Below are 12,344 nucleotides of genomic sequence, written 5' to 3'. Positions count from 1 at the left end.
GATGAATTTCGATCCACGTTTCGCGGGGCGCAATTTCACATCCGTCGGCACTCGCCCCATCCGTCCCGACGGCGTCGACAAGGTGACGGGCCGCGCCCGCTACGGCGCGGATTTCAACATGGCCGGCCAGCTGGTCGGGCGTGTTCTGAGAAGCCCGCACGCCCACGCCACGATCAGGAAGATCGACACGTCGAAGGCGGAGAAGCTCCCCGGCGTGAAGGCGGTGATCACCGCCGCCGACCTGCCTGACCTCACCGATGGCGATGCCGCCATGTACGACATCCTCGACAACTGCATGGCGCGCAAGAAGGCGCTCTATGACGGCCATGCGGTGGCCGCGGTCGCAGCGGTCGACGCCCGCATAGCGAGGCAAGCGCTGAAGCTGATCGAGGTCGACTATGAGGTGCTGCCGCATGTGACCGATGTCGACGAGGCGATGAAGCACACGGCACCCCTGCTCAACGACGCGATCTTCACCGAGGGCCTTGAGGAGAAGCCCGTCAAGCCTTCCAACGTCACCAAGCGCACCCAGTATGGCCATGGCGACATCCATGAGGGTTTCGGCCAGGCCGATTTCGTCGTCGAACGTTCCTTCAAGACCGAGCAGACGCATCAGGGCTATATCGAGCCGCATGCCTGCGTGGCCAATGTCAGCTCCGACGGGACCGCCGACCTCTGGGTCTGCACGCAAGGGCATTTCGTCTATCGCCAGCATTGCGCCCAGTTGCTTGGCATGGAAGCCTCGAAGCTGCGCGTCACCTCGTCGGAGATCGGCGGCGGTTTCGGCGGCAAGACTCATGTCTGGGCCGAGCCGGTGGCGCTGGCGCTGTCGCGCAAGGCTGGCCGGCCGGTTAAGTTGGTCATGACGCGCGACGAGGTGTTCCGCGCCTCTGGGCCGACAAGTGCCACCTCGATCGACGTCAAGATCGGTGCCCGCAAGGACGGCACGATCACCGCAGCCGAGGCGACCTTGCGCTATTCCTGCGGCCCCTATGCCGGCATGTGGGCCGAGATCGGTGCCATGACCGCGTTTGCCTGCTACAGGCTCGAGAACGTCAAGACGGTCGGCTATGAAGTTCTGGTCAACCGGCCGAAGACCGCCGCCTATCGCGCGCCGTCAGCGCCGATGGCTGCCTTCGCGGTGGAGAGCGCAATCGACGAACTGGCCAAGGAGATCGGCATGGACCCGGTCGAATTCCGGATCAGAAACGCCGCGCAGGAGGGCACCAGATCGTCCTACGGCCCGGTATATGGCCCGATCGGCATCGGCCCGACGCTCGAAGCGGCGAAGAACCACCCGCACATGAAGGCTCCGCTCGGCAAGAACCAGGGCCGCGGCATGGCTTGCGGCTTCTGGTTCAACTTCGGCGGCCAGACCTGTACGGACCTCAACATCGGCATGGACGGCTCGGTCTCGCTTGCCGTCGGAACCGTTGACGTCGGCGGCTCGCGCGCTTCGCTGTCGCTGGTGGCCGCGGAAGAACTTGGCATCGCCTATGAGCAGGTCAAGGCGGTGGTCGCCGATACTTCCAGCCTCGGTTACAATGATATGACGGACGGCAGTCGGGGCACCTTCTCGTCCTCTATGGCGACGATCTCGGCCGCCCGCAACGCGATCAAGGTCCTGCGGGAACGCGCCGCGCAGATGTGGGACATTTCCGTCGACGACGTGGCCTGGGAACAGGGCCATGCGGTCGCCAAGGGCGAGAAGCACGGCAACCTCGGAAAACTGTCGCTGAAGGAGATCGCGGCCGAGTCGGGCAAAACTGGAGGGCCGATTGCCGGCCACAGCGAACTCGTCGCCGATGGCGCGGGCGTCTCCTTCGCCACCCATATCTGCGATATCGAGGTCGATCCCGAGACCGGCGCCACGAAGGTGCTGCGCTACACCGTCGTCCAGGACGCCGGCAAGGCGGTGCACCCGACCTATGTGGAGGGACAGTACCAGGGGGGCGCCGCGCAAGGCATCGGCTGGGCGCTCAACGAGGAGTATATCTACGGCAAGGACGGGCGGCTTCAGAATGCTGGCTTCCTCGACTACCGCATCCCGGTCTGCTCGGACCTGCCGATGATCGACACGCAGATCCTCGAGATCCCCAACCCCAACCACCCTTACGGGGTGCGCGGCGTCGGCGAGACATCGATCGTGCCGCCGCTGGCGGCGATCGCCAATGCGGTGTCGAACGCCGCGGGCGTGCGGATGACGCATATCCCGATGTCGCCGCCGCGCATCCTGGCGGCGATCGAGGCCGAACGGGCAGGCTGATGGTTGAAGTGACGCTCTGGGGATCGCTTGGCGCGGCCGCCGGAGGCAAGAACAAGGTCGACATCGAAGCAAAGGACATAAGGGAGCTGTTCAGGAAGCTGGCTGAACAGTATCCCGGCCTGGAGCCCTTGATCGATCGCGGCATTGCCGTCGCCATAGACGGGACGATCTATCGCGATACCTGGTCGAAGGAATTGCCAGAAGGTGCTGAAATTTTCCTGCTGCCGCGTCTTGCCGGAGGATGACTGGACAACCGTGTTGACCTGCCATGTAGGCTCGAGAAACCTCGGTTATTCACGAGAGTTCTTGGCCAGTTCAGCCGGCGAGTTCGGCTCCTTTTTGATGACTGCTTCTGGGCCGAAGCAGGATTGGCAGCTTTGAGGCTTGATTTCTTGGAAGCGGACCTTCAGCCTTCCGCGGGCCTCGACGTGGTCCGAACCTGAGCAGCCATAGCGCATTTGCGCAACTGGACGCGGTAGCGCCAAGATAGATGTGGCGGCCGACGGCATCCGCTGTGGTCTTGTCTCTGCCGCTACATCACGATGAAGCCGTTCGGTTAGGCATGCTCCCTGTGGCGCGACACCTTCTCGCGGTTTCCGCAAGTCCGCATGCTGCACCAGCGGCGTTTCCCGCCTCGCGACGTGTCCAGGAAAAGCCAGCCGCAGCGCGGACAGGAGCGCAGCCTTTCCCGCGACAGGGTGAAGAAGGCTTCCACCGACAGCACGGCCAGGAAGGCCGTGACGGCGGCCGGGTTCCGCCACTCGACCAAAGTGAGTTCCGGTCGCGCGTCGGTCGGTAAGATGGACCCGGCGGCAAGCCCGCTTGCCGCACCGGAAAACAGGAAGCTCAGCGCCTCCATCGCGGGGGGCCGGCCCGCGGCGATCGCCCCGAAGACCCGGGCCGACGCCTCCCGCACCGCGTGGACCCGTTCGATGAGCGGTTCGCCCGTTATGCTGGCGACCGCTTCTGCCTGGCGAGCATCTGCAAGCCCCGATGCCTTGAACCAGTTTCCGATGTCCCGGGCGGATTTAAGCAGTTCGTTATCCTGCTCGGGCACCCGCCGATTGAACACGGCGTTCGCCAGGTCGAGGGCGGGGTGCCCGCCAATGAAGTGCTCCTGCACCCATTGCGTATGTGCGTTCGCCACGGAACCTAACCTCGTCTGACCTGTTATCCGGTTACAAGCACTGTAACCGCTATAATATGGAAATCCGGTTTCGAGGCCAGGGCGATGTCACGTCCGGCACGAGAAGGAGGAATGAGAGATGCAAAACCATCACCACAAGACCCGCCACGAGACCATCGATGTCAAAGGCCTGGACATCTTCTACCGGCATGCCGGCGACCCGGCGAGGTCGGCGATCCTGCTGCTGCACGGCTATCCGACCTCGTCTTACATGTATCGCAACATCATCGAGCCATTGGCGGAAACCGCCTATGTCCTTGCGCCGGATCTGCCTGGTTTCGGCTACTCCTCCGCGCCATCCGCCGATGCCTACGACTACACGTTCGAGAACATTGCCGACACGATCGACGCGTTCCTCGCTGCGCTGGACCTCGAGGGATTCTTCCTGTTTATCCACGATTTCGGCACCCCGGTAGGCTATCACCTCGCAACACGCCGGCCGGACCGCATCCGTGGTCTGATCGTCCAGAACGGCAATGCGCATGAGGAGGGGCTGGGGCAGGGATGGGACGCCCCGAAGGCGTTCTTTGCCGACCCGACCGAGGAGAACAGGGCCAAGCTCCCCGACTGGATGAATTTCGAGACGACCCGATACCAGTATGTCGGAGAGCAGCCGGAGCGCCTGGCGTCTCTCTATCCTCCCGAGGGTTGGCATCTCGACTGGGAGCGTCTGTCGCGGCCCGGAATCATCGATATCCAGTTCAAGATCTTCTCCGATTACGGGTCGCACATTGCGCGTTTCCCGACCATCCGGGCCTACCACTCCGAGCATCAGCCGCCGTGCCTTCTGCTTTGGGGTAGGCGCGATCCCTTCTTTGATATCAACGAGATCATGGCATACAACCGCACCCTTGATGCGCTGGAGATCCACGTCTTCGAAAGCGGACACCAGCTCTTGGAAACCCATCATAGAGAATGCGCGGCTCTTGTGAGCCGCTTCATGCTCGACGTGGACGCCGGCGTGTTTCGAGATTCCGCCAAGTGACGGCGGCAGAGAACTCGGCGGGGTGCATGAATGCTTTGGCGTGTCCGGATCGACAGTGAGAAGGGCGAATGTCCGCTCCTCCAGCACTTTCGACCAGCTCAGAAAATCGAGTCCGAGATTGTTCTGGCCGCGCCGAGCAGGATCGATCCTTCCGGCACGCCGTCATCGATCGGAATGGCCTTCCGGTTTACTGGGGCATCCATCGGTTCACCGACACCGGAGGTAACGATCACCGGCGCCTTGCCGGGCACGCGGTCGTAGAGATCGATAATGTCCTGATTTATCAAGCGAACGCAGCCAGATGACACCGATTTACCTATGGAGTTCCACTCCGGCGAGCCGTGCAGGCGGTAAAGTGTGTCCTGGTTGCCCTGAAAGAGATAGAGCGCACGCGCGCCGAGCGGGTTCGTGAGGCCGCCGGGCATGCCGCCATTGTCGGCGCTGTATTTTGCGAGCTCAGGCTGCCGGGCAATCATTTCGTCCGGCGGGGTCCATTTCGGCCATTTCTGCTTCCATTGGACGACGGCGTCGCCCGACCATTCGAAACCGGCACGACCCAGTCCGACGCCATAACGGATGGCTTGTCCGCCCGGACGCACGAGATAGAGGTGGTGGCCGGCCGTATCGACGACGATGGTGCCGGGCCGTTGGCCGGTCGGATCGGGAACGATCTGACGCAGAAATTGCTCGTCGATTTTCTCGAACGGTATGCCCGGGAGGTCGAACCCACCGTCGCTGACCGGAGCGTACATTGTTGCATAGTCCAGGAGCGGCGGCTCGACACTGACTGGCGGCGGAGGCTGAACCGGCTGCCCTCCCACCGTGGTGCAGGCGGAAACCGCAATCGAGGCGGCGCCGAGCGCAGCGGCGTTGAGAAAGCCGCGACGGCTCAGGCGATAGGATTCGATTTCGGTTGTGGACATGGTTGCCTTTTTTTAGGTCTCAAATCGAAACAAAACATGAATACGCCGATCACTACGGCGCCGGCCCTACCAATGCCCCGGCGCGATAGGCGGTTCCGATTCTGGCCTGAGGGTGGACAAACAAAGGCAAAGCTGTGACGGCGCCGCCGCTGTTGCACCGAGGCAACAGGCCTACGGCGCCGCGTCCATTTGGACGCGTAAAGGACGCTGTGGCACTTTTACTTTGCCCACGATCCTTTCCAAAAATCGATTCCGACTTTGGGGTCATGCGCTAGCCTCCGGCCAACAGGCCTTCGAGCGAGGGCAGGATCAGGGCCGGCGGAAAGTCCCGGTATTCCTCGGGCTGGTTGGAGCGGTTGATCCAGACTGTCCGGAAGCCGAATTTGGTCGCGCCGGCGACGTCCCAGCGGTTGGATGACTGAAACGACACCGCGCCCGGATAGAGGCGCCAGCCTGTCGTGATCAAGTCGTAGACCGACGGATCGGTCTTGAAGCGCCTGACGGCATCGACGGAATAGATGTCGTCCAGAACCTGGTCGAGCGCGGCGGATTTGACCGCCGCTTCCAGCATTTCAGGCGAGCCGTTGGAGAGGATCGCCAGTCTCGCGCCCGATGCCTTGAGCGCCTTGAGCACGGCCGGCACCTCCGGATAGCAGTCGAGCCGCCAATAGGCGTCGAGCAGCTTGGCCCTGAGCCCCTTGTCTGCGGAGGGAACCTTACGCAAGGCGAAATCGAGCGCCTGCTCGGTGAGTTGCCAGAAATCGGCGTAGGCGCCCATCAGCGTCCTCACCCAGGAATATTCCAGCTGCTTGGCGCGCCAGATCTCCGAAAGCAGCTGGCCGTCTGGCCCGATCTGGTCGGCATGACGGCGTACGGCGGCATGCACGTCGAACAGCGTGCCGTAGGCGTCGAAAACGTAAGCCGCATGGTGCATGATGACAGTTTTGCGGCGAGGCAGGGCAAGGCGCAAGCACAGATTGCAGTTCACATAGCGCTGGCCTCAACAAATCTCAGCGATGCCCGTTGACGGCAGACGCCAAAGCATCTTCCATTGGCGACACAGGACAGCTCTGAAACGGAACCAAGCGATGACACTGGCGACTGCGGCGCAATCCGCGACATGGACCTTCGTGGACGGCGACTGGCACGAAGGCAACGTCGCCATTCTGGGGCCGCGCAGCCATGCCATGTGGCTCGGCACCAGCGTGTTCGACGGCGCCCGCTGGTTCGAGGGCGTCGCCCCCGACCTCGACCGCCACGCCGCGAGGGTGAACGCCTCGGCGATCGCGCTTGGTCTCAAACCATCCATGAGCACCGAAAAGATCGTCGGACTGACCTGGGACGGGCTGAAGAAGTTCGACGGCAAGACGGCGGTCTATATCAGGCCGATGTACTGGGCCGAGCATGGTGGTTACATGGGCGTGCCGGCCGATCCGGCCTCGACGCGTTTCTGCCTTTGCCTCTACGAATCGCCGATGATCTCGCCGGCGGGCTTTTCGGTCAGCGTCTCGCCGTTCCGGCGCCCGACCATCGAAACCATGCCGACCAATGCCAAGGCCGGTTGCCTCTATCCCAACAACGGCCGTGCCATCCTCGAAGCCAAGATGCGCGGCTTCGACAACGCCTTGGTGCTCGACATGTTGGGCAATGTCGCCGAGACCGGAACCTCGAACATTTTCCTGGTCAAGGACGGCCATGTCCTGACGCCGGCGCCGAATGGCACGTTCCTGTCCGGCATCACCCGCTCGCGGACGATGACGCTGCTTGGCGAGTACGGGTTCAAGACCACCGAGAAGACGCTGTCGGTGCGCGATTTCCTCGAAGCAGACGAGATATTCTCGACGGGAAACCATTCGAAAGTCGTGCCGGTCACCCGCATCGAGGACCGCAATCTACAACCCGGGCCTGTAGCCAAGAAGGCGCGCGAACTCTATTGGGATTGGGCGCATTCGACTTCGGCCGGATGACTGGCTAAAGCTGACTGGCTAAAAAGCGAACCGGCGCTTCATTCCGGAGTTGCTCCACATCAATCCAGACCTATGTTAGTCCGGTATCGACACCGGATTTTTCCACGAGGAGTACGACCGATGGCTTTTGAACTGCCCGCCTTGCCCTATGACTACGAGGCCTTGCAGCCTTACATGTCGAAGGAGACGCTGGAGTACCATCACGACAAGCACCACAAGGCCTATGTTGACAACGGCAACAAGCTGGCTGCCGAAGCCGGCCTGGGCGATTTGTCGGTCGAAGACGTTGTAAAACAGTCCTTCGGCAAGAATGCCGGGCTCTTCAACAATGCCGCCCAGCACTACAACCACATCCACTTCTGGAAGTGGATGAAGAAGGGCGGCGGCGGCAACAAATTGCCCGGCGCGCTGCAAAAGGCGTTCGACAGCCATCTTGGCGGCTACGACAAATTCAAGGCGGACTTCATCGCCGCCGGAACCACCCAGTTCGGTTCGGGCTGGGCCTGGGTTTCGGTCAAGGACGGCAAGCTGGCGATCTCGAAGACCCCGAACGGCGAGAACCCGCTGGTCCATGGCGCGACGCCGATCCTGGGCGTCGATGTCTGGGAGCACTCCTATTACATCGACTATCGCAACGCCCGGCCGAAATATCTCGAAGCCTTCGTCGACAGTCTCATCAACTGGGACTACGTTCTCGAGACATACGAAAAGGCGTAAGCCGTTCGAGTTGCAGAAAAGCCCCGGAAACGGGGCTTTTCTTTTGGCTCGAGATCGGTCGCTCATTTCCACACAAGAACGACTGTCGCAAAAATTCACATAAGCGTGAGGCGAATTTCCGGAATTTTTAAGCCACCTTTGCCGTTATCGATCAGTTCCGACCTTCACCCGAACATCCTCACCATGGAGCCAGTTGAATGAGAAAGCTTATCCTCGCCATCTCGATGCTCGCCTTCGCCGGTTCGGCGGCGTTTGCCGATCCGATCCAGGACCGGCAGGCCCTGATGAAGGAACGTGGAAAGATCGCCGGCCAGCTGTCGAAAGTTGTCAAGGGCGAGGCCCCCTACGACGCCGCCGCCGTGCTGACGGCGTTGCAGGCGCTGCAGGCCAACGCGGAGAAATTCCATGCCAACGTCGACACTTTTTTCCCGGCGGGCAGCGACACCGGCGACACCACGGCTGCTCCCAAGATCTGGGAAGATATGGCCGGCTTCAAGGAGGTTGAGGGCAAGTATCTCGCCAACGTCAAGGCTGCGGCGGCCGCCGCCCCTGCCGACGTCGATGCCTTGAAGGCGCAGTTCAATACCATTGGCGGTGATTGCGGCACCTGCCACCAGACCTACAGGATAAAGAAGGGCTGATAGCGGGCGATGCGCCTGCTGAAAAAACTCGTCGGCGCGACCCTTCTTCTAGGCGCCGCCGGCGCAGTTGCCGGCTGGTTCCTGTCGGCGCCGGTCAGGCTAGACCCTGAGACCCTGGCGCAGCTCGGCCCCGGCGATGCCGCCAGGGGCAAGCGCATTTTTTATGCCGGCGGCTGCACGTCCTGTCATGCGAAGCCAGGCTCGCAGGGCGATGCGCGCCTTCAACTGGCCGGCGGTCTCCAACTCAAGACGCCGTTCGGCATCTTCGTGCCCCCGAACATCTCGCAGGATGCCAAGGACGGTATAGGCGCCTGGTCGGTGGAAGACCTCGCCAACGCCATGCTGAAGGGTGTGTCGCCGGGCGGCGAACATTTTTACCCCGCGTTTCCCTATTCATCCTACGCGCGCATGAAGCCGACCGATATTGCCGATCTCCATGCCTTCATGAAGACGCTCCCCGCTGTCGCCGGCAAGGCGCCGCCCAATGCGCTAGGATTCCCGTTCAACATCCGTCGCGGCATCGGGCTGTGGAAACGTCTCTATTTGGGCGATCAGCCGGTGGTTTCCTTTCCGGACGGGACGCCGCAGCCGGTGCTGGCAGGTCGTTATCTGGTCGAAGGGGCTGGCCATTGCGGCGAATGTCATACGCCGCGGGATTTCATCGGTGGCAGCAAGAAAAGCCAGTGGCTAGCGGGTGCTGCGGCCGCCGAAGGCAGCGGCATCGTCCCGAACATCACTTCGGGCGAAGGCGGGCTCGGTGACTGGTCAGAGACCGATATCGCCTACTATCTCGAAACCGGCTTCACGCCGGATTTCGATTCCGTGGGTGGCGCCATGGTCGATGTGCAGAGAAACATGGCCGAGCTGACGCCCGAGGACCGGGCGGCGATATCAGCCTATCTGAAGGCCATACCGCCGCATCCCAACGGCTATCCGGCACGCAAGTAGCCTTCGAGCTAATGTTCGATTACGGGTGGCGATCGCCCAGGAAATCGAAACCGGTTTCGAAGAAATGATTGTAGTCGCAGGTCAATTCCTCGCCGGCCGCGATGTCGCGCAACGCATATGTCTCCTCGGGCGAGGCGACGTCGCAATTCGGGTCATCGGCATGGTTCATGTAGCGCGCGTCGTCGGCTTCGAAGACGATGTAGTTGGGGTCGCGCCGGTCGGGATAGGAATAGCGATCGAGATAGGCTTTGATCGGCCCGGTTTCGCGCTCATAGGTCTCGACAGGGATGCGCCGGTCGTAATTGGGATCGAGCTTCCAAACCAGTGTGCCGCGGGGAATGTGGTTCTTGGCAAAAACACCAATGCCTTGGATAGGCGATTTGTCGAGATAGACGTCGACGAGCAACATGGCAGACCCTTTGGAGTGACTGGGTGATTTTGGTTGGCGGCCGCGAAAAGCCGCGCATTGGGTAGCGCGCGGCCATCGCAATTGCGAGCAGAAAATCAGTAGCGCATGACCCGGGATCGGAATCGAATTTCCGCTGAGGATCATGCGCAAGATCAAGCTCCTACAGCGCCCTTTGCGCGTCCAAAAGGGCGGCCGGCGCTGTGGTGGCCTTGCCCGCCACCTTCAGCGCAAAGGCATAGGTGAAGGCGATTTCCTCGAGCCTGGAAAACCGGCCGGATGCGCCGGCATGGCCGGAGTCCATGTTGATCTTGAACAGCACCGGATTGTCGCCAGTCTTGCGGTCGCGCAGCCGCGCTACCCATTTGGCCGGTTCCCAGTAGGTGACACGCGGGTCGGTGAGGCCGGCAAGCGCCAGGATCGGCGGATAGTCGAGCGCGGCGACATTGTCGTAGGGCGAGTAGGCTGCGATCGTCCGGTAGTCTTCCTCCGAGACGATCGGGTTGCCCCATTCGGGCCATTCCGGTGGCGTCAGCGGCAAGGTCGCGTCGAGCATCGTGGTCAGCACGTCGACGAACGGAACCTCGGCCACGATCCCGCCAAAACATTCCGGCGCCATGTTGGCGATCGCGCCCATCAGCATGCCGCCGGCCGAGCCGCCCTGGGCGACAATGCGGTCATGGGCCGTGTAGCGCTCGGCGACGAGGTGGTGTGCGACTGCGACGAAATCGGTGAACGTGTTCATCTTGTGCGCCCGCTTGCCGTCGTCGTACCAGCCGTAACCCTTTTCCTTGCCGCCGCGGACATGGGCAATTGCGTAGACGAAGCCGCGATCGACCAGTGAAAGGCAGTTGGTGTTGAACGCGGCCGGCACCGTGATGCCGTAGGATCCGTAGCCGTAGAGCAGGCAAGGCGCGGATCCGTCGAGCGGTGTTTCGCGGTGATGGATGAGCGAGACCGGCACCAGTTCGCCGTCGGCGGCGGGCGCCATCAGCCGCCGCGTCACATAATGGTCCGGGTCGTGACCGGACGGAACTTCCTGGGTCTTCAGCAGCACACGTTCGCGGGTGCGCATGTTGTAGTCGAAGACCTGCGCCGGCGTCGTCATCGACGAGTAGGAAAAGCGCATGATCTCGGTGTCGTATTCATAGGATCCCGACAGGCCGAGCGAGAAGGCTTCCTCGTCGAAAGAGATGAGGTGTTCCTCGCCGCTTTTGCGATCGTGCACGACGATGCGCGGAAGGCCTTCCTTGCGTTCAAGCCTGACCATATGGTCCTTGAAGCCGATCACCGAGAGGATCAGCCGGCCCGCTTCGTGCGGCACCAGTTCCTGCCAGTTAGCACGCACCGGGTCGTTCGCCGGCGCCGTCATGATCTTGAAATCCTTGGCGCCGTCGGCGTTGGTGAGAATGAAGAAGATGTCGCCGCCTTCTTCGAGGTCGTATTGCAGGCCGGTCTCGCGCGGCGAAACCAGCTTCGGTTCGGCGAACGGCTCGCTGGCGCTCATCAGTCGGTACTCCGACGTCTCGTGATCGTTGATGCCGATCATGATCCACTCGTTGGAGCGCGTGCCGCCGACGTTCATGAAGAAGCCTGGATCGGTTTCCTCATAGATCAGCCGGTCGTTCTCATGACTGTCGCCAAGGGTATGGAACAGCACCTTGGAAGGACGGTGGTTGGGATCGAGACGGGTATAGAAAAATCCGTCGTTGCCTGCGTCCCACACGCCGCCGCCACCTGTGTCCGGAATCCTATCCGGCAACTCTTCGCCGCTGGCGAGATCGCGCACGCGAAGCGTGAAGAATTCAGAGCCCTTGTCGTCGAACGCCCACAGGAGCTTGCCGTGATCGGCCGAATGGTCGACGCCGCCAAGGCGGAAATAGGCCTTGCCCTCGGCCTCGAGGTCGCCGTCGAGCAGGATCTGCTCGTCGCCGCCACCGCGCGGTGTTCGGAAATAACGCGGCTGCTCGCCGCCAAGCTTGAAAGATGACCCGTAGGCGTATGGCCCATCCTTCATCGGCACCGAAGAATCGTCTTCTTTGATGCGGCCCTTCATCTCCTTGAAAAGCTGCGTCCGCAATTGGGCGGTGTCGGCCATCAACGCTGCCTGATAGACGTTCTCGGCGTCGAGATGGGCGCGGATTTGGCCGTCGAGCAGGGACGGGTCCCTGAACATCTCTTGCCAATTGTCGGCTCTCAGCCAGGCATAGTCGTCCGTCCGGTTTACTCCATGATGTATATCGAAGACCGGTCGCTTCTCTGGTTGTGGCGGGCTGACAGTCGGAAATGCTGGGGTTCTGGTCAT

The 12,344-nt window shown here is 61.9% G+C and carries 13 protein-coding genes and 1 tRNA gene; 8 read left to right on the top strand and 6 right to left on the bottom strand.

Features of this window, described 5'->3' with window-relative positions; translation table 11 throughout:
• Position 1 precedes the first annotated feature (1 nt).
• Both EN885_RS11140 and EN885_RS11135 read left to right on the top strand, forming a co-directional pair.
• Positions 2–2,266 (top strand): xanthine dehydrogenase family protein molybdopterin-binding subunit, encoded by a 2,265-nt coding sequence (locus EN885_RS11140; protein WP_126102935.1) that lies wholly within the window; start codon positions 2–4, stop codon positions 2,264–2,266.
• Positions 2,266–2,511, top strand: a complete 246-nt coding sequence (locus tag EN885_RS11135; RefSeq protein WP_095486524.1) for a MoaD/ThiS family protein — start codon at positions 2,266–2,268, stop codon at positions 2,509–2,511. The genes EN885_RS11140 and EN885_RS11135 overlap by 1 nt, the downstream gene beginning before the upstream one ends.
• A 311-nt stretch (positions 2,512–2,822) precedes the next feature.
• Here the strand turns inward: EN885_RS11135 and EN885_RS11130 are convergent, their stop codons facing one another.
• Positions 2,823–3,413 (bottom strand): CGNR zinc finger domain-containing protein, encoded by a 591-nt coding sequence (locus EN885_RS11130; protein ID WP_095486525.1) that lies wholly within the window; start codon positions 3,411–3,413, stop codon positions 2,823–2,825.
• Between the two features lie 118 nt (positions 3,414–3,531).
• Here EN885_RS11130 and EN885_RS11125 point away from each other — a divergent pair, with 118 nt between their 5' ends.
• Positions 3,532–4,437 carry an alpha/beta fold hydrolase gene (locus tag EN885_RS11125; RefSeq protein WP_128241973.1) on the top strand — a complete coding sequence of 302 codons (906 nt, stop codon included), beginning with the start codon at positions 3,532–3,534 and terminating at the stop codon, positions 4,435–4,437.
• Between the two features lie 98 nt (positions 4,438–4,535).
• On the opposite strand, the gene EN885_RS11120 is transcribed toward EN885_RS11125, so the two are convergent.
• The 3 genes from EN885_RS11120 to EN885_RS33540 form a co-directional block, all read right to left on the bottom strand.
• Positions 4,536–5,360 (bottom strand): L,D-transpeptidase, encoded by an 825-nt coding sequence (locus EN885_RS11120; protein WP_128241972.1) that lies wholly within the window; start codon positions 5,358–5,360, stop codon positions 4,536–4,538.
• A 271-nt stretch (positions 5,361–5,631) separates the two neighbouring features.
• Positions 5,632–5,931, bottom strand: a complete 300-nt coding sequence (locus EN885_RS33545; RefSeq protein WP_158302624.1) for an HAD-IA family hydrolase — start codon at positions 5,929–5,931, stop codon at positions 5,632–5,634.
• Positions 5,894–5,972, bottom strand: a tRNA-Phe gene (locus tag EN885_RS33540). Before EN885_RS33540 ends, EN885_RS33545 begins: the two co-directional genes overlap by 38 nt.
• Before the next feature lie 139 nt (positions 5,973–6,111).
• Here EN885_RS33540 and EN885_RS33535 point away from each other — a divergent pair.
• The 5 genes from EN885_RS33535 to EN885_RS11095 all read left to right on the top strand — a co-directional run bounded on the left by EN885_RS33535 (position 6,112) and on the right by EN885_RS11095 (position 9,633).
• Positions 6,112–6,387 (top strand): hypothetical protein, encoded by a 276-nt coding sequence (locus tag EN885_RS33535; RefSeq protein WP_158302625.1) that lies wholly within the window; start codon positions 6,112–6,114, stop codon positions 6,385–6,387.
• A gap of 61 nt (positions 6,388–6,448) precedes the next feature.
• Positions 6,449–7,327 carry a branched-chain amino acid aminotransferase gene (locus EN885_RS11110; protein ID WP_128241971.1) on the top strand — a complete coding sequence of 293 codons (879 nt, stop codon included), beginning with the start codon at positions 6,449–6,451 and terminating at the stop codon, positions 7,325–7,327.
• 120 nt (positions 7,328–7,447) lie between these two features.
• Entirely contained in the window at positions 7,448–8,044 is a 597-nt protein-coding gene (locus EN885_RS11105) for a superoxide dismutase (RefSeq protein WP_128241970.1), read from the top strand.
• 197 nt (positions 8,045–8,241) lie between these two features.
• On the top strand, positions 8,242–8,685 hold the full coding sequence (locus tag EN885_RS11100; protein WP_095486530.1) for a cytochrome c: 444 nt from the start codon (positions 8,242–8,244) through the stop codon (positions 8,683–8,685).
• A 9-nt stretch (positions 8,686–8,694) separates the two neighbouring features.
• A complete protein-coding gene (locus EN885_RS11095; RefSeq protein WP_128241969.1) occupies positions 8,695–9,633 on the top strand; it encodes a cytochrome c in 939 nt (312 codons plus the stop codon).
• Positions 9,634–9,652: 19 nt separating this feature from the next.
• On the opposite strand, the gene EN885_RS11090 is transcribed toward EN885_RS11095, so the two are convergent.
• Together EN885_RS11090 and EN885_RS11085 are read right to left on the bottom strand one after the other, a co-directional pair.
• Entirely contained in the window at positions 9,653–10,042 is a 390-nt protein-coding gene (locus EN885_RS11090) for an SET domain-containing protein-lysine N-methyltransferase (RefSeq protein ID WP_126102929.1), read from the bottom strand.
• Between the two features lie 160 nt (positions 10,043–10,202).
• Positions 10,203–12,344, bottom strand: coding sequence for a S9 family peptidase (locus EN885_RS11085; protein ID WP_128241968.1), 2,142 nt, complete (start codon positions 12,342–12,344; stop codon positions 10,203–10,205).

The sequence above is a fragment of the Mesorhizobium sp. M6A.T.Cr.TU.014.01.1.1 genome, from assembly GCF_004022765.1.
GTDB lineage: Bacteria > Pseudomonadota > Alphaproteobacteria > Rhizobiales > Rhizobiaceae > Mesorhizobium > Mesorhizobium mediterraneum.
This window is presented reverse-complemented; position numbering and strand designations above follow the sequence as displayed.